Annotated in this window: 23 protein-coding genes; 11 read left to right on the top strand and 12 right to left on the bottom strand. The window is 70.5% G+C overall.

Annotated elements, in window-relative coordinates; translation table 11 throughout:
* The first annotated feature begins 149 nt into the window (after nucleotides 1–149).
* From HD557_RS11760 to HD557_RS11740, 5 genes are read left to right on the top strand one after another with little or no spacing between them, the layout of a single operon-like run.
* Entirely contained in the window at nucleotides 150–1,472 is a 1,323-nt protein-coding gene (locus HD557_RS11760; protein ID WP_196874012.1) for a 3-oxoacyl-ACP reductase, read from the top strand.
* The gene (locus tag HD557_RS11755) at nucleotides 1,472–2,353 is read left to right on the top strand and encodes a MaoC/PaaZ C-terminal domain-containing protein (protein ID WP_008360251.1); all 882 of its coding nucleotides are present in this window, start codon (nucleotides 1,472–1,474) and stop codon (nucleotides 2,351–2,353) included. Before HD557_RS11760 ends, HD557_RS11755 begins: the two co-directional genes overlap by 1 nt.
* Nucleotides 2,354–2,407: 54 nt before the next feature.
* Nucleotides 2,408–3,322, top strand: a complete 915-nt coding sequence (locus HD557_RS11750; protein WP_196874011.1) for a GNAT family N-acetyltransferase — start codon at nucleotides 2,408–2,410, stop codon at nucleotides 3,320–3,322.
* Nucleotides 3,323–3,378: 56 nt separating this feature from the next.
* Nucleotides 3,379–3,597, top strand: a complete 219-nt coding sequence (gene vapB / locus HD557_RS28655; RefSeq protein WP_008360256.1) for a type II toxin-antitoxin system VapB family antitoxin — start codon at nucleotides 3,379–3,381, stop codon at nucleotides 3,595–3,597.
* Nucleotides 3,588–4,001: a PIN domain-containing protein gene (locus HD557_RS11740; RefSeq protein WP_008360258.1), complete on the top strand. Its 414-nt coding sequence runs from the start codon at nucleotides 3,588–3,590 to the stop codon at nucleotides 3,999–4,001. The genes vapB and HD557_RS11740 overlap by 10 nt, the downstream gene beginning before the upstream one ends.
* A 4-nt stretch (nucleotides 4,002–4,005) precedes the next feature.
* Here the strand turns inward: HD557_RS11740 and HD557_RS11735 are convergent, their stop codons facing one another.
* The 3 genes from HD557_RS11735 to HD557_RS11725 all read right to left on the bottom strand — a co-directional run bounded on the left by HD557_RS11735 (nucleotide 4,006) and on the right by HD557_RS11725 (nucleotide 6,390).
* The gene (locus HD557_RS11735) at nucleotides 4,006–4,356 is read right to left on the bottom strand and encodes an arsenate reductase family protein (protein WP_196874010.1); all 351 of its coding nucleotides are present in this window, start codon (nucleotides 4,354–4,356) and stop codon (nucleotides 4,006–4,008) included.
* Nucleotides 4,357–4,536: 180 nt separating this feature from the next.
* The gene (locus HD557_RS11730; protein WP_040755512.1) at nucleotides 4,537–5,415 is read right to left on the bottom strand and encodes an acyl-CoA thioesterase; all 879 of its coding nucleotides are present in this window, start codon (nucleotides 5,413–5,415) and stop codon (nucleotides 4,537–4,539) included.
* A 15-nt stretch (nucleotides 5,416–5,430) separates the two neighbouring features.
* Entirely contained in the window at nucleotides 5,431–6,390 is a 960-nt protein-coding gene (locus HD557_RS11725; RefSeq protein WP_008360264.1) for a PAC2 family protein, read from the bottom strand.
* 314 nt (nucleotides 6,391–6,704) lie between these two features.
* On the opposite strand from HD557_RS11725, the gene HD557_RS11720 reads away from it, so the two are divergent.
* Complete coding sequence (locus tag HD557_RS11720) at nucleotides 6,705–7,904, top strand: thiolase family protein (protein WP_008360265.1); 1,200 nt, start codon at nucleotides 6,705–6,707, stop codon at nucleotides 7,902–7,904.
* A gap of 1 nt (nucleotide 7,905) precedes the next feature.
* Nucleotides 7,906–9,999, top strand: coding sequence for a 3-hydroxyacyl-CoA dehydrogenase NAD-binding domain-containing protein (locus tag HD557_RS11715; RefSeq protein WP_008360267.1), 2,094 nt, complete (start codon nucleotides 7,906–7,908; stop codon nucleotides 9,997–9,999).
* 68 nt (nucleotides 10,000–10,067) lie between these two features.
* On the opposite strand, the gene HD557_RS11710 is transcribed toward HD557_RS11715, so the two are convergent.
* The 8 genes from HD557_RS11710 to HD557_RS11675 all read right to left on the bottom strand — a co-directional run bounded on the left by HD557_RS11710 (nucleotide 10,068) and on the right by HD557_RS11675 (nucleotide 17,551).
* Nucleotides 10,068–10,256 carry a hypothetical protein gene (locus HD557_RS11710; protein ID WP_008360269.1) on the bottom strand — a complete coding sequence of 63 codons (189 nt, stop codon included), beginning with the start codon at nucleotides 10,254–10,256 and terminating at the stop codon, nucleotides 10,068–10,070.
* Between the two features lie 145 nt (nucleotides 10,257–10,401).
* Entirely contained in the window at nucleotides 10,402–12,300 is a 1,899-nt protein-coding gene (dxs, locus tag HD557_RS11705) for a 1-deoxy-D-xylulose-5-phosphate synthase (RefSeq protein ID WP_196874009.1), read from the bottom strand.
* An 11-nt stretch (nucleotides 12,301–12,311) separates the two neighbouring features.
* A complete protein-coding gene (locus tag HD557_RS11700; RefSeq protein WP_008360273.1) occupies nucleotides 12,312–12,764 on the bottom strand; it encodes an NUDIX hydrolase in 453 nt (150 codons plus the stop codon).
* Nucleotides 12,765–12,775: 11 nt separating this feature from the next.
* Nucleotides 12,776–13,765 carry a zinc-binding dehydrogenase gene (locus HD557_RS11695; protein ID WP_196874008.1) on the bottom strand — a complete coding sequence of 330 codons (990 nt, stop codon included), beginning with the start codon at nucleotides 13,763–13,765 and terminating at the stop codon, nucleotides 12,776–12,778.
* The gene (phnE, locus tag HD557_RS11690; RefSeq protein WP_196874007.1) at nucleotides 13,765–14,640 is read right to left on the bottom strand and encodes a phosphonate ABC transporter, permease protein PhnE; all 876 of its coding nucleotides are present in this window, start codon (nucleotides 14,638–14,640) and stop codon (nucleotides 13,765–13,767) included. The genes HD557_RS11695 and phnE overlap by 1 nt, the downstream gene beginning before the upstream one ends.
* Entirely contained in the window at nucleotides 14,637–15,434 is a 798-nt protein-coding gene (locus tag HD557_RS11685; RefSeq protein ID WP_196874006.1) for a phosphonate ABC transporter ATP-binding protein, read from the bottom strand. The genes phnE and HD557_RS11685 overlap by 4 nt, the downstream gene beginning before the upstream one ends.
* Nucleotides 15,434–16,375 (bottom strand): phosphate/phosphite/phosphonate ABC transporter substrate-binding protein, encoded by a 942-nt coding sequence (locus tag HD557_RS11680; RefSeq protein WP_196874005.1) that lies wholly within the window; start codon nucleotides 16,373–16,375, stop codon nucleotides 15,434–15,436. Before HD557_RS11680 ends, HD557_RS11685 begins: the two co-directional genes overlap by 1 nt.
* Before the next feature lie 18 nt (nucleotides 16,376–16,393).
* Nucleotides 16,394–17,551: a TIGR03364 family FAD-dependent oxidoreductase gene (locus HD557_RS11675; protein WP_196874004.1), complete on the bottom strand. Its 1,158-nt coding sequence runs from the start codon at nucleotides 17,549–17,551 to the stop codon at nucleotides 16,394–16,396.
* A gap of 166 nt (nucleotides 17,552–17,717) precedes the next feature.
* Here HD557_RS11675 and HD557_RS11670 point away from each other — a divergent pair, with 166 nt between their 5' ends.
* Genes HD557_RS11670 through HD557_RS11660 form a run of 3 tightly spaced genes read left to right on the top strand, consistent with a single transcriptional unit; the run spans nucleotide 17,718 to nucleotide 19,448 of the window.
* Nucleotides 17,718–18,476: a GntR family transcriptional regulator gene (locus HD557_RS11670; protein ID WP_196874003.1), complete on the top strand. Its 759-nt coding sequence runs from the start codon at nucleotides 17,718–17,720 to the stop codon at nucleotides 18,474–18,476.
* Nucleotides 18,473–19,189 carry a phosphonatase-like hydrolase gene (locus HD557_RS11665; RefSeq protein ID WP_196874002.1) on the top strand — a complete coding sequence of 239 codons (717 nt, stop codon included), beginning with the start codon at nucleotides 18,473–18,475 and terminating at the stop codon, nucleotides 19,187–19,189. The genes HD557_RS11670 and HD557_RS11665 overlap by 4 nt, the downstream gene beginning before the upstream one ends.
* Before the next feature lie 46 nt (nucleotides 19,190–19,235).
* Nucleotides 19,236–19,448 (top strand): hypothetical protein, encoded by a 213-nt coding sequence (locus tag HD557_RS11660; protein ID WP_008360282.1) that lies wholly within the window; start codon nucleotides 19,236–19,238, stop codon nucleotides 19,446–19,448.
* On the opposite strand, the gene HD557_RS11655 is transcribed toward HD557_RS11660, so the two are convergent.
* Nucleotides 19,445–20,680, bottom strand: coding sequence for a PucR family transcriptional regulator (locus HD557_RS11655; RefSeq protein WP_196874001.1), 1,236 nt, complete (start codon nucleotides 20,678–20,680; stop codon nucleotides 19,445–19,447). The genes HD557_RS11660 and HD557_RS11655 overlap by 4 nt on opposite strands.
* A 224-nt stretch (nucleotides 20,681–20,904) precedes the next feature.
* On the opposite strand from HD557_RS11655, the gene HD557_RS11650 reads away from it, so the two are divergent.
* Nucleotides 20,905–23,226: a molybdopterin cofactor-binding domain-containing protein gene (locus HD557_RS11650; RefSeq protein ID WP_196874000.1), complete on the top strand. Its 2,322-nt coding sequence runs from the start codon at nucleotides 20,905–20,907 to the stop codon at nucleotides 23,224–23,226.
* Nucleotide 23,227: the final 1 nt, after the last annotated feature.

The following is a 23,227-nucleotide window of genomic DNA, read 5'->3' as shown; positions in this document are numbered from 1 at the left end:
GTTCATCCTTGTCTGATGAAGCTCTTTGGAGAAGGGTATGTCAGGGAGATCACGAAAAGTGGACACAGAGTTACACGCCTAGTTACAACTGGCCAGTAACATACCAACGTACGCCTCAGAGACCACGTCCAGAAGGATCAGAGCAGACCATGAGCGACAAGTACCAGAGCTTCACCCAGTCGGCGATCGGCAAGGTCCTCGTCAAGAACCTCGGGCTGCCGAGCCCCGCCAAGCTCGAGCGGTACGCAGCCGGTGCCCCGCTCGTGAAGGGCACCGTCCTCACCGGCGGGCGTGGTCGTCTGGCCGAGTCCCTGAGCGGCCTGCTCGGCGAGCTGGACATCACCTCGACCGACACCGCGGCCTCCGGCGCCCGCTTCAAGGGCCTCGTCTTCGATGCCACCGGCCTCACCTCGACGTCCGACCTCGTCGCGCTGCAGGAGTTCTTCACCCCCGTGCTGCGCAGCCTGGACAACAACCCGCGCGTGGTCGTGATCGGCACCCCGCCCGAGCAGGTCAAGGGCGGCGAGCGGGTCGCCCAGCGCGCGCTGGAGGGCTTCACCCGCAGCCTCGGCAAGGAGATCGGCAAGGGCGGCACGGTCCAGCTCGTCTACGTCGCCGAGGGCTTCGAGGGCTCCCTGCTCTCCACGCTCGCCTTCCTGCTCTCCCCGAAGAGCGCCTACGTCTCCGGCCAGGTCGTCCGGATCGGCACCAAGAACGCCTCCACCGCCGCCGAGCAGGTGGATCCGAAGAAGCCGCTGACCGGCAAGGTCGCCCTCGTCACCGGCGCCGCCCGCGGCATCGGCGAGGAGATCGCCAAGGTCCTGCAGCGCGACGGCGCGACGGTCGTCGGCCTCGACATCCCGCCGTCCGAGGACGACCTGAAGAAGGTCACCCCCGACTACATCACCGCCGACATCACCACCGACGACGCCCCCGCCACGATCGCCTCCTACCTCCAGGAGAAGTTCGGCGGCGTCGACATCGTCGTCCACAACGCCGGCGTCACCCTCGACAAGAAGCTCGCCAACCAGAAGCCCGACCGCTTCGGCACCGTCCTGGAGATCAACATCAGCGCCCCGGAGCGGATCACCGCCGAGCTGCTCGAGCAGAAGCTGATCCGCCCCAACGGCCGCATCATCGGCGTCTCCTCGATCGCGGGCATCGCCGGCAACGTCGGCCAGACCTCCTACGGCGCCTCGAAGGCTGCGGTCATCGGCTTCGTCGACTCGCTGGCCGAGGAGCTCCCCGACGGCATCACCATCAACGCCGTGGCCCCGGGCTTCATCATCACCCAGATGACCGCCGCGGTCCCGTTCGCGACGCGCGAGGTCGGTCAGCGGCTCAACGCGATGGCGCAGGGTGGCCTGCCGGTCGACGTCGCCGAGACGATCGCCTGGTACGCCTCGCCGGCCTCCACCGCCGTCAACGGCAACGTCGTGCGGGTGTGCGGCCAGATGATGCTGGGTGCGTGATGAGCGACATCTTCACGGGCAGGTCGGGCCCTGGCCTGCTCATCCGAGCGGCCCTGCCCGCCATTCCCGGCGTCAACGCGCTCCCCGGCATCAAGAAGACCGGGGTGACCTACGAGGAGCTCAGCCTCACCCGCGAGCCGGTCGTCCTCGAACGTGACGCGGTCGACGCCTACGCCGAGCTGTGCGGCTTCCCGCTCAAGGACACCGTGCCGCTCCCCTATCCGCACATGCTGGCCTTCCCGCTGCACATGGCGCTGATGTCCTCGCCGGACTTCCCCTCGCCCGCGATGGGCATGGTCCACATCGAGAACTCGATCAGCGGCTACCGGCCGATCTCGGTCGGCGAGGCCGTCGCCGTGACCGCCACCGTGGGACAGCCTGAGCCGCACCCGGTCGGGAAGGCCTACCGGTTCCTGACCGTCGCCACCGTCGAGGGCGAGGTCGTGTGGGAGTCGACCTCGACCTACCTGGTCCGCGGGAAGCGCAACCCCGACGTCTCCTGGCTGGGTCCCACTCAGGGGCGAGACCTCATCGAGGTCGATCCCTCGGGCCCGGTCTTCCCGCTGAAGGCCGACCTGGGACGGCGCTACGCCAAGGTCGCCGGCGACTACAACCCGATCCACCTCTACCCGCTGACCGCGAAGGCGCTCGGGTTCAAGCGGCAGATCGCCCACGGGATGTGGACCAAGGCGCGCTGCATCGCGGCCCTGGAGAACCGGCTCCCCGGCGCGGTGCGCGTGGACGTGGCGTTCAAGAAGCCGGTCTTCCTGCCGTCCTCGGTCGCCTTCGGGTCGCTGAAGCACCTGGACGGCTACGACTTCTCGCTCCACAAGCGCGGCTCCGACACCCTGCACCTGCTGGGACGTACGACCGCCCTGTGAGCCACCCGATTTAACCCGTGGCGAGCGGGGTCTCGCAGGTGAGACGGTGCTCGCATGCCTGCTTCACTTCAGCTCCCCACGGGTTATTCGGAGCGCCCCCTGACACTGGCGGACGCCGGCGGCGTGACCCGCGTGATGGCCGCGGACGAGGTGGCCACGACGGGCGAGGTCCACATCGAGGAGGCCGACATCGTCGCGGAGTGGCAGCGGCCCTCCTTCGACGTCGGCGCCGCCACCGTCGGCGTCCTGGCGCCGACCGGTGAGCTGGTCGGCTACGCCGAGTGCTCCGGCGGTGCTCGCGCCGACGCGGCCGTCCACCCCGAGCACTGGGGCCGCGGGATCGGCACCGCGCTGGCCGGCTGGATCAGCGCCCGCGCCGGCGAGCTCGGCGAGCCGGTCATCGGCATGCCGGTGCCCCAGGGCTCACCCGGCGACCGGCTGCTGGAGTCGCTGGGCTGGTTCACCCGCTGGGAGTCCTGGGTGCTGGTGCTACCGGAGGACACGACGATCCCGGTGCGGGAGCTGCCCGATGCGTACGCGATCAGGGCTGCCACGCCGCACGACCACGAGCAGGTCTGGACCGTGATCGAGGACGCCTTCCTCGAGTGGTCCGAGCGCGAGCGCGAGCCCTACCCCGACTGGGTCGCCACCGTCGTCGATCGTCCCGGCGCCGAGCCCTGGAACATCCGGGTGGTCACCGGCCCGGACGGCGACGTGGTCGCCGCGGCGGTGCTGGTGATGACCGAGGACGGCCGGGAGGGGTACGTCAGCAAGCTGGCCACCCGCAAGGACCAGCGCAACCGCGGCCTGGCCCAGGCGCTCCTCGCCGACGCGTTCGGCGCCGCTCGGGCCCACGGAGCGACGCGCGCGACGCTGTCGACGGACTCCCGCACCGGCGCCCTCGACCTCTACCGCCACGTCGGCATGGAGGTCGAGTCCACCTGGGTCCACCGCGCGACCCGCCCCTGATCCCACCTCGACGGCCTGCCCTGGGCTAGCATCTTCCGTCCAGGAGGTGGACAGACATGTCCGACGTACTGATCCGAGGGCTCTCGGATGACGAGCTCGCGCGCATCGACACCGAGGCGACGCGGCTCGGGCTCACCCGCGACGACTATCTCCGTCGCTGGTTCACACCCGACGCGCTCCGCCCGCTGCCACCGGCGCGCCCCGTGGCCGCTGCCGACTTCGCGAAGTTCGCCGCGCTGGCCGACCGGGGCCTGATGCGTGACGCATGGTCGTAGTTCGACCCTGGCTGGTGCACCGGTCGGCGCTCGCCCGGATGTCCACCAGCCCCGACGCTGAGAAGTGGTCCCGCCTGATCGAGCTGGGACAGGTACGCATCACCACCACGACCCTGCTGGAGATCGGCCACCTGGCCCGCTCGGAGCAGGAGTGGTCCGAGCTCGTCGAGGACGTGCCGGTGGTCCACATGCCGCTCGCGACCCTCACCCCACGCACCGAGGCGCGGGCGCTGGAGATCCAGCGCCTCGTGCTGCGCGGCGGCCGCCACCGGGCGCCGTCGGTCCCCGACCTGCTGGTCGCAGCGGTCGCCGAGGAGGCCGACCTCACGGTGCTCCACGCCGACAACGACGTCGACCTCATCACCCGCACCACCGGTCAGCCGGTCGAGCGGCTCCGGGCCTGACGCCTCAGAACAGCTCGCGCACCTTCTCGATCGGCCGGGCCAGCACGCCGCGGTCGCCCTTGATCACGATCGGGCGCTCCATCAGCGCCGGGTGCTCCACCATCAGGTCGACGAGCTCGTCCTCGGAGAGGTCGCGGCCGCCGAGATCGAGCTCCTTGTAGACCGGCTCCCGCTTGCGCAGCACGTCGCGGGCGCTCAGCCCGGTCTTCGCCAGGATGTCCCTGACCTCCTCGGCCTGCAGGCCGAGCACGTGGTAGTCGACCTTCTCGAAGTCGATGCCCTCCTCCTTGAGGAGGACGAACAGGTTCCGGCACGTCGTGCAGGTCGGCTTCTCGTACACCGTGATCTGATCCACGCCGCCACCTTAGCGGCCGCTGTGGTGCACTATCGCGGCAGGCAACCAGGCCGTGCGATAGTGCGCCGACCTATTCCCTGACGGGATGATGGGACAGATGCGCCGACTCGGCGCGTGAGGACTGGACTGACGCGCCGGGTCGGCGGGAGATGACGGGGCTGACGCGCCGGGTCGGCGGCCTCAGGCGCGGGGCGGGCGGATGAGGCCCTCCTGGGCCACCGTCGCGGCCAGGGTGCCGTCGGCGGTGAAGACGCGCCCGATGGACAGGCCGCGGCCACCGTAGGCCGAGGGGCTCTCCTGGTCGTAGAGCCACCACTCGTCGGCACGGAAGGGGCGGTGGAACCAGATCGTGTGATCCAAGGACGCCATCTGGATGCCCTTGTGGTCCAGCGAGTGGGCTGCCAGCGAGGCGCCGAGCAGCGAGATGTCGGAGGCCCAGGTGAAGGCGCCGCGCTGGATGTCGGGATCGTCGGGGAGCGAGGCACCCAGGCGGATCCACAGGCGCTGCTGCGCGGGGCGGGCGGGGTCGGGCTCGATGCCGAGCAGGGAGTTGCCGACCGCGCGCACCTCGACCGCCTCCCACTCACGAGCCAGCGACACGGCCTCGGGCGAACCCGAGTCGGCCATCAGCTTCAGGAAGTCGATGCACTTCTCGGGCGGCGGGACGGACGGCATCGCGTCCTGGTGCTCGAAGCCGGTCTCCTCACGCTGGAAGTTGGCGGTGAGGTAGTAGATGTCGCGGCCCTTCTGCCGCGCCCGGACCCGCCTGGTCTCGAACGAGCGCCCGTCGCGGATCCGCTCGACGTCGTAGACGATCGGGTAGGACGGGTCGCCCGGCAGCAGGAAGTAGGAGTGCATCGAGTGCACCGTGAAGGCCGGGTCGGCCGAGCGGATCGCGGCCATCAGCGCCTGGGCGGCCACCTGGCCGCCGTAGGCGCGTCCACGCGAGTTGCGGGTCGTAGTGGCACCGTGGAACAGGTCCTTGTCGATCTCGACGAGGTCGAGCACGCCCACCAGCTCGGCCACCGCCTGATCCGCCGCTACGGCGTCGGTCGTCATAGGAGTGAGTGTCCCTCAATCCTTCTCAGGGCCGTCATCGGGGTCGGGGCCGTTCAGCCCGGCCAGGAACTGCTCGAACTGCTCGCCGAGCTCGTCACCGGTCGGCAGCGGCTCGTCGGGCGCCAGCAGCGAGCGTCCGGACTCCTCACCACGCTGGAAGGTGTCGTACTGCTGCTCGAGAGCGGCGACCACCTCCCGCACCTCGGCGTTGTCCTCGATGTAGGAGGCGATCTCCTCCTCGCGGCGCTGCGCCTCGGCCTCCAGGTCGGAGACCGGGATCGTCAGCCGGGCCGCGCGCTCGAGCTCCTCGATGAGCACGACCGCAGCGGCGGGGAAGTCGCTCTGGGCGAGGTAGTGCGGCATGTGCACCACGTAGCCGCCCATGGGCAGGCCCCACTCCCCCAGGCGTACCTCCAGCATGGCCTGCGCGGAGGCGGGGATCCGGATCTCGCCCTTCCAGGGGCTCTCCCAGACCTGGCCGGTGAGCTCCTGCGCCGCGTCGTTGGCGTGCCTGGTCGTGGTCAGCGGCCGGGTGTGCGGCACCGCCATCGGCACCGAGGTGAGCGAGATGACCTCGGTCACGCCGAGGCGCTCGATGACCTCGCGTACGGCGCCGGCGAAGGCCTCCCAGCGGTTGTCCGGCTCGGGGCCGTGCAGCAGGAGGTAGGGCGTGTCGCCGGTGTCCTTGAGCAGCCGGACGACCAGCCGCGGCGCGTCGAAGGACTCGTAGTGGTCGCTGACGAACGAGATCGCCGGGCGACGGGCCCGGTAGTCGTGGAGCTCGTCGACGTCGAAGGTCGCGACCACCGGCGCTCGCCTGGAGGTCTGGATCAGGTGGGCCGCCGCCCGTTCGGAGGCCTTGCCCGCGTCGAGGAACCCGTCCAGGACCACCACCAGCGGCAGCCGCTCGCCGCCGGCGAGCATGATCTCCTCGGGCAGGTCGTCCACGATGTGCACCAGTCGTGATCCGGCCATCGGTGCCTCCTCCCGTTGCGTACGACCCTCGCGGGCCTCGCCGTCGCTTGCCTCGCCCGGGGTCTCGACCCTGGGGCTCAACCTTCTCAATACACGCTTCCACATGACGACAGCGCAGCATCGTGGAGGCCCCCGATATTCCCAAGCCGACGCGCGGAGGCCGGCGACCACGTCCCGATCTCCGATGTGACCTCCCCCTCGATGCGGCCGTTGTTACTTGCGGGTAATGTACGCATCGGGGGCACCACCACCGGTGCCCGCAACAACAGCGCCGCCCAGCGGCAACCGACCGGCAATTCACATGGAGTGACACGGTGACCCGACAGCTGCGAGAAGTCGTCTTCGTCGACGGCGTACGCACACCTTTCGGCAAGGCCAAGGGCCAGTACGCCGAGACCCGCGCCGACGACCTCGTCGTCAAGCTCATCCGTGAGCTCACGCGCCGCAACCCCGATCTTCCCCCGGAGCGGATCGACGAGGTCGCCATCGCCGCGACCACGCAGATCGGCGACCAGGGCCTCACCATCGGCCGCACCGCGAGCCTGCTCGCCGGGCTCCCGCAGTCCGTGCCGGGCTACGCGATCGACCGGATGTGTGCCGGCGCGATGACCGCGGTCACCACGACCGCCGGCGGCATCGCCTTCGGCGCCTACGACGTCGCCATCGCCGGTGGTGTCGAGCACATGGGCCGCCACCCGATGGGCGAGGGCGTCGACCCGAACCCGCGGATCATCTCCGAGAAGCTGGTCGACCCGAGCGCGCTCGTCATGGGCAACACCGCCGAGAACGTCCACGACCGCTACCCGGCGATCACCAAGGAGCGCACCGACGCGTTCGCGGTCCGCTCCCAGGAGCTGGCTGCCAAGGCGTACGCCGACGGCAAGATCCAGCCCGACCTGGTCCCCGTCGCCACCCGCTCGGCCGAGAACGGCTGGGGTCTGGCCACCACCGACGAGCCGATGCGTCCCGGCACCACCACCGAGGACCTCGCCAAGCTCAAGACCCCGTTCCGCCCCCACGGTCGCGTGACCGCGGGCAACGCGGCGGGCATCAACGACGGCGCGACCGCCTCGCTGCTGGCCTCCGAGGAGGTCGCCAAGGAGCTCGGGCTGCCGATCAAGATGCGGCTGGTGTCCTACGCCTTCGCCGGCGTCGCCCCCGAGGTCATGGCCGTCGGCCCGATCCCGTCGACCGAGAAGGCGCTGGCCAAGGCCGGGCTCACCATCGACGACATCGAGGCCTTCGAGATCAACGAGGCCTTCGCGATCCAGGTGCTCGCGTTCCTGGACCACTTCGGCATCGACCAGAACGACGACCGCGTGAACCCCTACGGCGGCGCGATCGCGTTCGGTCACCCGCTGGCCTCCTCCGGCGTGCGGCTGATGATCCAGCTGGCCCGTCAGTTCGAGGAGCGCCCCGAGGTCCGCTACGGCCTCACCACCATGTGCATCGGCCTGGGTATGGGCGGCACGGTCATCTGGGAGAACCCTCACTGGAACGGCGCGGAGGCCTGACATGACGGACATCAACACGCTTCTCGCCGACGTGGAGAAGCTCTTCTCCGACGACGAGGTCGTGACCGCGGCCAAGCTGCAGAAGGTCACGCTGCCCTCCGGCAAGGTCCTCGGCCTGGTCACCCTCGACAACGGCCACGACCACACCCGCCCGAACACCTTCGGGCCGAAGTCGCTGGTCGAGCTCAACACCGCGTACGACGCGGCGCTGGCCGACCCCGAGATCGACGCGATCGCGGTGACCGGCAAGCCGTTCATCCTCGCGGCCGGTGCCGACCTGACCTCGCTGCAGGCCGGTGGCGCCGACGGGATCCGTACGATCGCCGAGCTCGGCCACGCCGTCTTCCGCAAGCTGGGCGACGGCGACGGCACGACGAAGAAGCCGTCGTTCGGCTTCATCAACGGGCTCGCGCTCGGCGGTGGCCTCGAGGTCGCGCTGCACGCGGACTACCGCACCATCCAGGACTCGGTGCCGGCCGTCGGCCTGCCGGAGGTCATGCTCGGCCTGATCCCCGGCTGGGGCGGTGGCTACCTGCTGCCGAACCTGATCGGCCCGGCCAAGGCCGCCAAGGTCTTCATCGAGAACCCTCTCAACAACGGCAAGGTGCTCAAGGGCGCCGAGGCCTTCGACCTGGGCATCGCGGACGCGATGTTCGGTGGCGCCGACTACCTCGAGCAGTCGCTGCTGTGGGCCGACGGCGTCCTGTCCGGGACCGTCGAGGTCTCCCGTGAGGAGATCGACCGCGGCGAGGCGTGGGACGAGGCCGCCAAGAACGCGGGCTTCTTCGCCTGGGCCAAGACCGGCGACGCCTCCCCGGCCGCCAAGAAGGCCGTCGAGCTGCTCACCCTGGCCAAGACCGCCACCCGCGACGAGGGCTTCGCGGCCGAGGACGACGCGCTCGTGGCGATGTCCAAGACCCCGCAGCTGCTCGCCTCGCTCTACTCCTTCGACCTGGTGCAGAAGCGGGCCAAGCGGCCCGCCGGCGCGCCGGACAAGGCGCTCGCGCAGAAGGTCACCAAGGTCGGCATCATCGGTGCCGGTCTGATGGCCTCGCAGTTCGCGCTGCTCTTCGTCCAGCGTCTCAAGGTGCCGGTCGTCATGGTCGACCTCGACCAGGAGCGTGCCGACAAGGGCGTGGCGTACGTCCACGCCGAGCTCGACAAGAAGCTGGCCAAGGGCCGCGCGTCCCAGGACGCGACCAACCGCCTCAAGGCGCTGGTCACCTCCTCGGTCGACTACGAGGAGGCCTTCTCCGACGCCGACTTCATCATCGAGGCCGTCTTCGAGGAGATGGGCGTCAAGAAGACCGTCTTCGCCAACGCCGAGGCGGTCGCGCCGGAGACCGCGGTCTTCGCCACCAACACCTCCAGCCTCTCGATCACCGAGATGGCGGCGGACCTGAAGAACCCCGAGCGGGTCGTGGGCTTCCACTTCTTCAACCCGGTCGCGGTGATGCCGCTGCTGGAGATCATCCGTGGCGAGAAGACCTCCGAGGCCGCCCTGGCGACGGCCTTCTCGGTCTCGAAGTCGCTGAAGAAGACCTCCATCCTGGTCAAGGACAGCCCGTCCTTCATCGTGAACCGGCTCCTGGGCCGCTTCATGGGCGAGATCGCGAAGATCGCCGACGAGGGCACCCCGATCGACGTCGTCGAGTCCGCCTTCGCGGGCGTCACCCCGATGTCGCCCTACCAGCTCATCGGGCTGGTCGGTCCGGCAATCGCGTACCACAACAACGAGACCCTGGCGAAGGCCTTCCCCGAGCGGTTCTACCTCTCGGAGAACCTCCACAAGGTCGTCGAGGCCAAGAAGGCCTCGTTCTTCGGTGCCGACGGCCGCACCCTCGACCCGGAGGTCGAGGCGCTCCTCACCGTGGGCGACGTGGTGAAGGCGCCCGAGGAGGTACGCCAGCAGACCCTCGAGGCGATCGCCGACGAGATCGGCCGGATGCTCGACGAGGGTGTCGCCCAGGCTGCCGAGGACATCGACCTGGGGATGATCACCGGTGCCGGCTTCCAGTTCTGGAACGGCGGCATCACCCAGCTCCTCGACCGTGAGGGCATCTCCGAGAAGGTCACCGGCAAGAAGTTCCACTGACCCTGGAAGCGCCCGGCCCCCGACCGCCATGCGGTCGGGGGCCGATCCGTTCCTGCAGGAGCCTCAGCTCATGCCTTCTCGGGCGCGACGGCGTTCTGCCGCTGTCGCGGGGCTTGTTGGCGCACGGTCGCCTGCGGTGAGCGTCGCCGGCTCTCGATCCTCTTGCGGATCAACTCATCGGCCGCTTTGAGGTCGAACGGCGCCGACATCTGCTCAGGTGACCAGGCGAACTCGGCCACGAGGTCGTCATAGAGCATTGAATCCCCCGAGTGCTGTGTGGTGACAAGACCGAGGGCCCTCGTCGCCCCCGACAGGCCCACTCTAATCGCAGACGAGCCGAACTTCGCCAGTGGCTCGGCCGGAGAGACCGAGTCCGCAGGGTCAAAATTCGGCGTCTCGCCGTCAGAGGCTGACGTCTCGGGACAGCGGCGTGGACGTCAGCGCGCCCAGGCGCTCGATGGTGTCCAGGGCGATCGCCTGCGGGGTCAGACCGATGGCCTCCAGGATCTTCGGCCGCTTGGCGTGGTCGAGGAACTCCTGCGGGATGCCGTGGATCTTCACCGGCGTGCGTACGTCGGCGGCGGTCAGCGCCTGCAGGAACGCCGCGCCCACGCCGCCGGTGACGCCGTTGTCCTCGATGGTGACCACGAGGCTGTGGTCGGCGGCCGCCTCGACGAGAGCCGGATCGATCGGCTTGACCCAGCGCGGGTCGACGACGGTGACGCCGATGCCCTGGGCGGTGAGCCGCTCGGCGACTCCCATGGCGACCTCGGCCATCGAGCCGACGCCGAGGACCAGGACGTCCTTGGTGCCGACGCGGGCGAGCACGTCGGCGCCGCCGAGCTTGGAGACGGTCGGGATGTCCTCGGGCGGCGGGCCCTTCGGGAAGCGGACGACGGTGGGCGCGTCGTCGACCTCGACGGCCTCGTCGAGGAGCTCGTTGAGACGGGTGATGTCGCGCGGCGCGGCCAGGCGGAGGCCGGGGACGACCTGGAGCAGCGACATGTCCCACATGCCGTTGTGGGAGGCGCCGTCGTCGCCGGTCACGCCGGATCGGTCGAGGACGAACGTCACCCCGGCGCGGTGCAGGGCGCAGTCCATCAGCACCTGGTCGAAGGCGCGGTTGAGGAAGGTGGCGTAGACCGCGAAGACCGGGTGCAGCCCGCCCATCGCCAGGCCCGCGGCCGAGGTGGCGGCGTGCTGCTCGGCGATGCCGACGTCGAAGGTGCGCTCGGCGAAGCGCGCCTGGAAGGCGTCGAGGCCGACGGGGTGCATCATCGCCGCGGTGATCGCGACGATGTCCGGCCGGCTCTCCCCCAGCCGCACGATCGCGTCGGAGAAGTGGTCGGTCCAGATCCGGCCCTTGGGCTTCTCGGCCCCGGTCTGGACGTCGAAGGGACCCGGCGAGTGGAACTGGTCGGCCTCGTGGCGCTCGGCCGGGTCGTAGCCGTAGCCCTTGCGGGTGATCGCGTGCACGATCACCGGGCCGCCGAACTTCTTGGCCGAGGTCAGCGCCTGCTCGACGGCGTGCCGGTCGTGGCCGTCGACGGGGCCGACGTACTTCAGGCCGAGGTCCTCGAAGAGGCCCTGGGGCGCGACCGCGTCCTTGAGGCCCTTCTTGACCGCGTGCAGCGCGTCGTAGGCCATCGCGCCGATCCCGGGCACCGCGTTGAGGCGGCGCTTGACCATGTCGAGGAGCAGCTCGTAGCGGGGATTGGTGCGCAGCGAGGTCAGCGCCGTGGCCAGACCACCGATGGTCGGGGTGTAGGAGCGGCCGTTGTCGTTGACCACGATGACCAGCCTGGAGTCGTGCTGGATCGCGATGTTGTTGAGCGCCTCCCAGGCCATCCCGCCGGTCAGGGCGCCGTCGCCGATCACGGCGACGACGTGGCGGTCCTCGCCACGGATCGTGAAGGCCTTGGCCAGCCCGTCGGCGTAGGAGAGCGCGGTGGAGGCGTGGGAGTTCTCGACCAGGTCGTGGTCGGACTCGGACTGGCTCGGGTAGCCGCTCATCCCGCCCTCGCGGCGCAGCGTGCCGAAGTCACCGGACCGGCCGGTGACGAGCTTGTGGACGTAGGACTGGTGGCCGGTGTCGAAGATGATCTTGTCGCGGGGGCTGTCGAAGACGCGGTGCATGGCGAGCGTCAGCTCGACGACGCCGAGGTTGGGGCCGAGGTGGCCGGTGTTGGTGGCCACGGTCCTGATCATCAGGTCGCGGATCTCGCTCGCGAGGAGCTCGAGCTGGTCGTCGGAGAGATCACGAAGATCCTGCGGCGCGGCGATGCGTTCGAGGAGACCCATAGGAGGGGATTCTACGTCTCCACCCTGACGGGCTCCGACCCGGATAGCGCCACGTGCTGGGCCGATCCGAGGAACCGCGCGAGCCCGATCCGGGCGGAGTCGCTGAGGTCCAGGTCAGGCGCCTTCGCGGGATCGACGAAGACGATCTGGCGGCCCTCGTGGCACACGATGTCGGCATCGGTGAGGTCGACGCCGGCAGCGTAGAGGTGGATCGTGTCGTCGGTGCCGGTCTCCGGGTGGCGGAGCTCCTGGACGGCGACCAGCTCGAGGGCCTCGGGGGCGAGACGCACCTCGGTCTCCTCCTCGAGCTCGCGGACCGCGCCGGTCACCGGGTCCTCCCCCGGCTCGAGGTGGCCTCCGCTGAAGGACCACTTCTCCGGCGCGATCGTCGGATGCTCGTCACGCTCCTGGAGCATCACCCACCCACGACGGTCGACAAGGATCACGGCGGCGAACTCGGTCATGGGGAGCGAGCCTAGTCCTCCCGCGGACGCACCGACGCCCGTGGCCTACCCAGCTCCCTCGTCAGTACGTCACCGACCCGGTCCAGCCCGACGGGTTCCTCGACCAGCTCGGCCCAGGGACGCCTCGAGGCGGCCAGGAAGGCGACCGCCTGCTCGAGGTGCCGCGGCTCGTAGTTGTGTACGCCGCTGACCGACCGCCACCCCCGCACGATGCTCTCCGGGTCGACCGCGATCGCCGGCCCCGGGGAGACCGAGCCCACCAGGACGAGGGAGCCGCCGACGTCGAGCGCGCCGAGCGCCGCCTCGATCGCCGGCGCGGCCCCGGAGAAGTCCATCGCGACATCGACCGGCGGGAGTCCCTGGCCGGCCGAGAGAGTCGAGGTGGCGCCGAAGTCGGCGGCGAGCTCCAGCCGAGCGGGGACGACGTCGCTCACCACGACCTCGGCCGCGCCGGCGTCGGCCGCGGCGGCGATCGCGGTGAGACCGAGCATCCCGGCGCCGACCACCAGCACCCGGCGGCCGCGCAGTGAGCCGGCCCGCTCCAGCGCCGCCATCACGGTGGCGGTCGCGCACCCGGCGGGGGCGGCGACCTCGTCCGCCAGCGTGTCCGGGACCGGCACCACGGCGGTGCCGGCGGGCAGGAGCACATGGGTGGCGTAGGTGCCCGAGAGCGGCCAGGCCGCCTCGTAGGTCTCGTGCCCGAGCTTGCGCACGGAGCGGCACTTCGCGGTGAGGCCCCGCAGGCAGCGGTCGCAGGCGCCGCACGAGACGGTGACGCCCCAGACCACCCGTTGACCGCTGCCGACGACCCGGCCGACGCCCTCGTGACCGAGCACGCTCGGGCAGGCGCCGGGCCGCCGGCCGGAGACGGTGTGGTGGTCGGAGCCGCATACCGTCGCCAGGTCGATCTCGACCAGCGTCTCCCCCGGGCCCGGCTCCGGCAGCGCCACGGTCTCCAGAGTCACCTCGGCGCCGCCACGCCACACCGCCACTTGCGCCATCAGACCGCGCCGACCTTCCGGCGCAGCCAGGCCGAGAAGAGGTCGATGGCGATGATCAGCACGATCACCATGCAGACGTAGGTCATCATCGTGTCGAAGTGGAAGCTGTCCACCTCGGTCTTGATGAAGAACCCGATGCCGCCGGCACCGACGGTGCCGAGGATGACCGAGCTGCGTACGTTGGTGTCGAACCGGTAGAGCAGCAGCCCGAGCAGCGACGGCATCACGGCGGGCAGCACCGCATGCGCTGCCGACTGCGCGGGCGAGGCGCCGGCCACGCGGAGCGCCTCGACGGGCCCCTGGTCCACCTCGTCCATGGCCTCGGACCACAGCTTGCCCATGACCGCGACGTTGTGGATCGCCAGCGCGATCACCCCGGGGAAGGCGCCGAAGCCGACCGCGGCGATGAACATCAGCGCGTAGACCGTCTCGGGGATCGCACGCAGCACCGACATCACCGCGCGGCCCAGCAGCCACAGCGGCACGAACCGGTTGGTCGTCCGCGACGAGATCACCGCGAAGAACAGCGCCACCGGGATCGACAGGGTCGTGCCGAGCAGGCCGATCCAGATCGTCAGCAGGCAGTACTCCAGGCCGGGCCGGATGGTCTCGGACCAGCGCAGGTCGAGCGGGAAGGCGCCGTCCTGATGGATGGTCTTGCCGTTCGGGTAGGTGCGGTCGACGCCGAACAGGAAGTTCCACAGCCCCCGCCAGCCCTCGAGGAGCCCCTTGGGCGAGGTGTTGGTCTGCACCGCGGCGTACCAGTGCACGCCGACCAGGCCGATCGCTATGACCACCGCGAGGGCGATCCCCGCCGGCCGGAAGCGTGGCGGGATCTCCAGACCCGGGTCGGGAGTCTTGGTCACCGTGCTCATGCGTACTCCCTCATCTCGGCGGCCTCGGCCGCCTCCAGCGCCTCCAGGGCGGGCCGGTAGAGGCCGGCCACCGTCTCGTCGTCGATCTCGGCGCTGCTGCTGTCGAAGACCAGCCGACCGCCGGCCAGACCGAGGACGCGGTCGGAGAAGCGGCGCGCCAGGTCGGGCTGATGGAGCACCGCGGCCACGGCGAGGCCGTCGTCGTCGGCCAGCGAGCGGAGCAGGTGCATCACCTGCTCCGAGGCGGCCGGGTCGAGCGCCGAGACCGGCTCGTCGGCGAGCAGCACCTTGGCCCGCTGGCACAGGGCGCGGGCGACGGCGACCCGCTGCTGCTGGCCACCGGAGAGACGGCCCGCCTTCTCCCGGGCGCGGTCGGCGAGGCCGACCCGGTCCAGGCACGCCATCGCCTCGGCCTGGACCTCGCGCGGGAAGGCCAGCACCGACCAGGAGCGGCCCAGGCCGAGCCGTCCGAGCGCGCCGGCGCAGACGTTGTCGAGCACGCTGCGGCGGGGCACCAGATGGATCTTCTGGAAGACCATCGCCACCGTCGGCATCGCCTCCGCGGGCCTGGCGGTGACGCCGTCGACGGTGATCGTCCCGGCGTCGGGACGCTCCAGACCGACCACGCATCGCAGCGAGGTGGACTTGCCCGAGCCGTTGGCCCCCAGCAGGCTGACCACCTCCCCGGAGGCGACCTCGAAGGACAGGCCGTCCAGGACCGTCTTCTCCCCGAACGCCTTCCTCAGGCCGTCGATACGCAGCATGGCCGCTCCGGGGAGGTGATCAGCGCCCATCAGAGGTCGTCCGTGGTCAGGTCGAGGGCCTCGGCCAGGTCGGTGACGGGCTGGTAGTCCTCGTCGGTCACCGCGACGAGCGCCGGCTTGCCGGCCGGCGGGGTGAAGTCGAGGTACTCGCCGATCTCCGCGACCGACTCGGCGGGCAGGTTCAGCAGCGCCTTCTGGACCGCCTCGGACACCTCGGGCGTCATGTTCGGACCGGCCGCGATCGGGTCGTTCAGGATCGGCTCCGACTCCCAGATCTGGCGGAAGGCCGACTCGTCGAACTGGCCCTCGGCGGTCGCCGAGGCCAGGGTCTGGCTGTTGATCTCGGCGGCGTCGACCTTGCCGTTGACCAGGGCCAGGAGCGCCTCGGTGTGACCACCGGCGTACTCCGCCTTCACGTCCTTCTCGATCCCGGCGTCGATGAGAGCCTTGCGCGGCACCGCGTCACCCGAGGTGGAGCCCGACTCCGACAGCGCCAGGGTCGAGCCCTTCAGGTCCTCGACGGTCTCGATCGGCGAGTCGTTGGGGACCCAGATGCCGCCGGTGTAGGAGGAGACCTTGCCGTCCTCGCCCGCGAAGGAGGCCAGCGGCGTGGCACCGGCCTGCTTCTGGGCGAAGACGTAGCCCAGCGGCCCGAACTGGCCGATGTCGAGCTTGCCGTTCTGCATGGCGAGGATCTCGGCGACGTACGTGTCGGAGATCTGCACCTCGACCTCGCAGCCGAGCTCCTCGCCGAGGGCCTTGCCCAGGGTCTCGTAGACGGGGATCAGGTTCTTGGGGTCCTCGAAGGGCTCGACGCCCATCGTCAGGGTGCCGTCGGGGCAGATCTGGTCGGGGCCGACCTCGCCGCCCGCGGCGGCCTTCTCGGGAGTGGCCCCGCCGCCGCAGGCGGCCAGGGCGAGGGTCAGGGTCGCAGCACCCGCGAGCGCGGTGAGGGAGCGCAGCTTGGACATGTCGGTTTTCTCCTGTGATCAGAGCAGCTGGTCGAGAACGGCGGGCGCGAGGCCCAGTGCGGTGGTCATGCCGATGCCCGACGTCACCGAGACGACCCGGAGGCCCGGGAACGGCTCGTCGACGAGGAAGTCGGTCAGCGGGGAGTCCGCGTAGACCCCCCGCCAGCGACGCCGGACGGTGAGCGGAGCCCCGAGCAGCCGCGCCCCTTCCCGCAGCACCAGCTCGGCGACGTACTCGTCGTCGAAGGGCTGGTGCGTGCGGTCGTAGTGGTGGGTGTCGCCCAGGACGATCGAGCCGGGCCGGCCGTCGGTCCCAGGACGCTGGGTGAGCATGAGGTTCATGACGACGTCGAGGAGCTCGGGGCCGGTGGCCTCGAACTGCGCGCGTACGCCGGCCGCGGCCGTGGTCTCGGCGAACCCGCCGTAGCGGAGCATGGAGAGCCCGGTCAGCACCGCCGGCTCGATCTCGACATCGCCCGGAGGCGCGACCTCGAGCATCTGCAGCCGGCAGCGGCGTACGCCTGCCTTCTCGGCCACCTGCGGGAAGAGCCGGTCGACGTCGTGGCCGGCGGCGTGCACGACCCGGGCGGAACGGATGGTTCCGCGGCTGGTGCGGATCTCCACCCCGTCCGCGACGGGGTCGACGGCGCCCACGTGGGTCGCCCAGCTGAACCGGACGCCCTGGGCCTCGAGCCAGACGGCGATCGCGGGGAGCGCCTCGCGGGGGTCGACGCGGAGGTCGAGCGGCAGGTGGGCGCCGCCGACGACGTCCGCGGTGGCCGGCGGGAACAGGGCGCGGGTGGCGTCGGCGTCGAGCAGGAGCGCCTGCTCGGTGCCGCGGGCGGCGGCGAACTCCTCGAGCACGGCCAGCTCCGCCTCGGTGCGGGCGACGACGACGGTGCCGGTCTCCTCGACCCCGAACCCCGCCTGCTCGCCGAGGGCGATCCAGCGCTCCCGCGCGGCCAGGGCGTACGTCAGCGCCTGGCCCGACTGGGCGGTGGCGCAGACGTGGCCGAAGTTGCGGACCGAGGCGCCCACGGCGCGCTCGTCACGCTCGATGACGTGGACCCGCAGGCCCCGGGCGAGGCCTTCGGCGGCATGCGCGAGGCCGACGATCCCGGCGCCGATGACGACGAGGTCAGCGCCCGTGTCGGTGGTGGTCGAATGAGTTGGCACGGCCCGAACACTTCTGCCCGGCACCGGCCCGGTCAACACCTGGAGCAAACATGTACAGACAAGTTAACCGGTCGTTTTCCTCCATCCCATCGCGCTTCACCAGCGTTCTCTCGCTGTTCACAATGCAAGCGCCCACACTTGTCTGATCAAGTTGTAGCCTGCTGGCATGAGCAGTCCGTTGCACACCCAGGTCGCCGAGGCCATCCGAACCCGGATCATCGGCGGCGAGCTGCCGACCGGCGCCCCGATCCCGTCGGAGGCGCAGCTGTGCGAGCAGTTCGGGGCCTCCCGCGGCACGATCCGCACCGCGTTGGCGACCCTGCGCCGCGAGGGGCTGCTCACCGGCGGCCAGGGGCGACCGCCGACCGTGCGCGACACCGCCCTCGGCCAGCCCTTCGAGCAGCTGATCTCGTTCAGCGCCTGGGTGCAGCAGATCGGCCGCACCCCGGGCCAGCGCACCATCGAGGTCGCCCGGCGTGGCGCCACCGCCGCGGCCGCCGAGGCGCTCGACATCGACGAGGGCGACCCGGTCGTCGACGTGCTCCGGGTCCGCCTCCTCGACGGCCATCCCGCGATGCTCGAGCGCAGCACCTTCGTGGAGCGCGTCGGACGGCTGCTCTTCGACTTCGACCCCGACTCCGGCTCGCTCTACGCCTACCTCACCAGCGCCGGCGTCGACCTGCACGGCGCCCGCCACACCATGGACGCCGTCGCCGCCGACGAGACCGACGCCGACCTCCTCGACATCGCCGTCGGCAGCCCGCTTCTGCGCGAGCGCCGCCGGGCGACGGCGGCCGACGGCACCCCGCTGGAGTACGCCGACGACCGCTACCGGCCCGACCGCGTCACCTTCACCATCGACAACACCCGCCCGTCCGCGGCGGGGATCCGCACCGACGTACGCATCCTCAAGGAGATCTCGTGACCGCGTTCGACCCCACCGATCGTCTCGGGCTCCGCTTCGAGCTGGCCGCCCTGGACATGGCCGGCACCACCGTCGACGAGGGCGGGCTGGTCTACGACGTGCTCGACTCGACCGTCGCCGACGCCGCCGGCGAGCCGGTCCCCCACGACCTGCTGCTGCAATGGAAGGGCACCTCGAAGTGGGAGGCGATCCAGGGGCTGCTGCGCGGACTCGGCCAGGACCCGAGCACCGCGCAGGTCGACAAGATCTTCGACGGCTTCCGGGAGCGCCTCGTCACCGCCTACCGTGAGACCCCGCCGCAGCCCTTCCCCGGCGTGCCCGAGATGTTCGAGGCGCTGCGCTCGCGCGGCGTGAAGGTGGCGCTGCAGACCGGCTACTCGGCCGAGATCGCCGCCGCCATCCTCGACGGCCTCGGCTGGACCGTCGGCCCGGGCGCCGACTCGACCGTCGACGCCGTCGTCACCTCCGACGTCGTCGCCGCCAGCCGCCCCGCCCCCTACCTCGTCTTCCACTGCATGGAGGCCACCGGCGTCACCGACGTACGCCGCGTGCTGGTCGCCGGCGACACCCCCAACGACCTCGGCGCCGGCACCAACGCCGGGGCGGGCTTCGTCGTCGGCGTCGCGACCGGCTCCTTCACCCACGAGCAGCTCGCCACCGAGCCCCACACCCACCTCCTCCCCTCCACCGCCGACCTGACGACACTCCTGTAGACCTACGTCCCTTGACTGAGCACAAACCAAGGCAAAGACTGGCGTCATGGCACTGACCAAGAAGCAGAAGAAGGCGATCCTGACCACGGGCGCGCTCGCGGCCCAGGCGGCAGTGGCGCCGGTGATCCTGCGTGACCTGCAGAAGCGCTCGGACGACGAGATCCGCGGACCGCGCATCCTGTGGCGGCTGTGGGGCAGCACCAACCTGCTCGGTGCGGCGGTCTACTGGTTCTACGGTCGGAAGCCGGCCGCGGTCTAGGCCCGCACCGTCCGGCGAGGCTCGGTGAGCAGCCGGATCGCGAAGATCAGCTCCTCGACGTCGGCGAAGCGGCGCAGGTCGCAGCCGGTGCGCTCGGCGATCCGCTCGAGCCGGTGGTAGGCGGTGTTGACGTGGACGTGCAGCTGCTCGGCGGCCAGCTTGGCGTTGAGGTCGCAGGCGACGTACGCCAGCATGGTGTCGATCATGACGCGGTCGCGCGAGAGGTCCTCCTCGACGAACTGGCGCAGCGCCGGGCGCACCAGGCGGCGGGCGGTGGGATCCTCGCGCAGCACCAGGTAGTCGATCGTCGAGATCATCGGCAGGGCCATCACGCCGGGCTCCGCACCGAGGACGTCGCGTGCGATGCCCGCCTCGGCGTACGCAGCGGGCACGGCCGCCAGCCCGGCGTGCACCGTGCTGGCGCCGACCGCCAGCTCGAATCCCTCCCGCGCGAGCTGACGGTAGATGCGCCGCAGGTCGGGCACGATCGTCCTGACGTCGCCGGTGGCGACGGGCAGGATCCCGACGAGCTGCTCCTGACGGATCACGGTGACCCCCTCCCGGGCGGGGCCCAGCTCGGTGCGTACGTGCCGAAGTGCCTCCCGCAGGCTCCGACCGGGGCGTAGCGGCCGCACCGGCACCGCGATCAGGACGATGACCCGGTCGTCCGGCTCCAGCCCGCACCTGCGGGCCACCTCGAGCATCGGACCCGGCCGGACCGCTCGTCCAGCGAGCAGGTCCTCGACGAGGTCGCGGCGGATCCGGTCGCCCTCGGCGAGCTCGACCTGATGGGCGGCGAGGTAGGCCTCGGCGGCGACCGTGCTCCCGACCTCGATCACCTGCATCACGTGCGAGGCCACCGGGAGCGCTGCACGGCTGGTCTCCGGGTCGGCGGCGGCGATCTCGACGATGCGCTCCCACAGCGCCACCTGGCCGATGCGGAAGGCCTGCAGGAAGTCGGCCAGCGCGACCCCCTGACGAACCCGGCGAGTCGCCTGGTCGACGGTGAACTGGAAGTCCTCGCGTACGGCCGCGCGTCCCTCCTCCAGCGTGGTGAGCACCGCCAGGAAGACCGCCTCGGCGTGGTCGCCGACCTCCTTGCGCAGCTCGGGGTCGGGGCTGACCGCATAGGCCGGCACCTGGTCCCAGTTGTGCTTCAGGAAGAGCTCCACGGTGTGCGGGAGGTCCTCCCTGATGCCCGCGACGATGCGTTTGATCGGCTCTGTGCTCATCGCGCTCCCTCGGTGTTTCGCTGGCGGTTGCGGCGTCAACAAGATCAACGCGCGAGTGTGGCGACGGTCACGCTTCGAGCCCCATGTGATCTGTCTCCAACCCGGGTGTCGGGGCCTCACACATTTCCCGACGCGCCCTTCCCAACCGAGATCTGCCTGGTGAATGGTGCTATGTGTCGGTGGTCACAAAACTCGGACCCTGCCCACGCCAGGAGTGATTTCACATGGGGACGCACAACTCGGAAGGCCCTGCTCGGGTCTCCAGACGATCATTCGTCGGATACGTCGTCGGCGGCGCGACCCTGATCGCCGCCGCCGATCTCGGCCTGACACCCTCCGCCGCCCAGGCGGCACCCATCCCATCGGTGCCGCAGGTACCCGAGCTCTACGACCTCAACGACTTCCTGACGCACTGTGCGGCGCCGACGTCGAACCTGATCGCGATCGAGGTCGACGAGAAGGGTCACGCCCACTTCGCGCTGCCGCGGATGGAGGTCGGCCAGGGCATCACGACCGCCGTGTCGATGCTGATCGCCGAGGAACTGGACCTCCCGGTCGACCACGTGCACGTCACCCTGGCGCCGGCCCGCCCCGAGCTGCTCTTCAACCAGCTGACCGGCGGCTCGAACACGATCATCTCGATGTACACCCCGGTCCGCGTCGCCGCCGCGATCGCCCGCAAGGCGCTACTCGAAGCGGCCGCGATCATGCTCGGGGGCACGGTGGCGCAACTGGTCTCCAAGGGTGGCGTGATCAGTGCTCCGGACGGGTCCTCGGTGACGTACGGCGAGGCGGCCGCCAAGGCCGCGAAGCCGACGACCGAGAAGGTCGAGGTCGAGCTGAAGGAGACCTCGGAGCACACCGTCGTCGGCAAGCCGCACCGCCGCGTCGACGCGCGCGCGGCCGTCACCGGCAAGAAGAGGTTCGCGATGGACCTCGACATCCCGGGCGCGCTGCCCACGATGGTCTGCCGGGCGCCCGAGCTCAACGGCACCCCGGACGAGATCAGGAACATGGCCGAGATCGAGAGGATGCCCGGCGTCACCCACGTCGCGATCATCCCCACCGGCGTCGCGGTCCGGGCCAAGACCTTCGGTCAGTGCATCGACGCCGTACGCGCGCTGGACGTCACCTGGAACTCCGGCACCGTGACCACGATGTCGGCCAAGGACATCCGGGCCGAGCTCAGGGCCGGGCAGATCCCGCTCGCGGTGCCCAAGGTCGGCGCCACCTCGGTCGACGGCGAGTTCACCTTCCACTTCCGCAGCGGCTCGGCTCTCGAGCCCAACTGCGCGGTCGCCGACGTACGCGACGGGAAGGCCACCGTCTGGGGCGGTCTCAAGTCGCCGATCGACGCCCAGGGCAGGATCGCCAAGGCACTCGGGATCGCGCAGACCGACGTGACGGTCAACGTGGTCCAGGGCGGCGGCTCCTTCGGCCGCAAGCTGTTCAGCGACGCCGCGGTCGAGGCCGCGCACGCGTCCAAGGAGTTCGGTGCGCCGGTCAAGCTGATGTGGCACCGCGCCGACGAGCCGCGCCAGGGCCGGGTGCACCCGATGGCGGTCTCCCAGATCCGCGCGACCGTGCTGGCCGGCAGCGTGCTCACCTTCGAGCAGCGCCACGCCAGCGTGGCCTGTGACTTCACCCATGGTCTCGGCGAGCGGCTGACGGCCGAGGTGGCGGCACTCCCGCCCGGTCTGTCGAACCTGAGCTTCTCCGAGTCGATCTTCCTGCTCGCCACCGAGCTGCCCTACAACTTCGGGGTCGTCACCCAGCTGCTCAACGAGCCCAAGCCCGCGGTCGACCGGTTCAACACCAGCTCGGTACGCAACATCTACTCCCCCGACGTCGCCACCGCCAGCGAGCTGATGGTCGACCAGCTCGCCAAGAAGCTGAAGCAGGACCCGGTCACCTTCCGGCGAAAGTACCTCAAGAGCGACGTCGTCAAGCGGGTGCTCGACCGCGCCGCCGAGATCGGTGACTGGGGTCGTTCGATGCCCGCCGGCACGGCCCAGGGCATCGCGATCCACAAGGAGTACAAGGGCGCCACCGCGGTGCTCGTCGAGATCGACTGCCGCCCCGAGACGGTCAACCGGAAGGTGCGCGACGCCGTCACCGGACCTCGGGTCACCAAGGCGGTCGTGGTCGCCGACGTCGGCCTGGTGATCAACCCGGCCGGGGTGAAGGCCCAGATGATGGGCGGCTTCTCCGACGGGATGTGCCAGGCGCTGACCTACAGCAACCACCTGGTCGACGGTCACTTCCTGGAGGCGAGCTGGGACAACTCGGCCTACACCCGCCAGTGGAACACGCCGTTCGAGTTCGAGTGCGAGGTGATGGAGTCGCACGGCAACCAGCCCGGCGGTGTCGGCGAGGCCGGCGTGGCCGCCTCGATGGCCGCGGTCGCCTGCGCGTACGCCCGCGCGACCGGCAAGGTGCCCACGGAGTTCCCGATCAACTTCCACGAGCCGCTCCACTTCGAGCCCAAGTCCTTCGTCCCACCCGTCCCCGAGTCGCCGACCGACGGCCTCGCCTACACGTTCTGAG

This window comes from Nocardioides luteus, from assembly GCF_015752315.1.
Classification (GTDB): Bacteria; Actinomycetota; Actinomycetes; order Propionibacteriales; family Nocardioidaceae; genus Nocardioides.
Note: the sequence above shows the minus strand (reverse complement) of the source record. Positions and strands in the feature narration are given on the sequence as shown.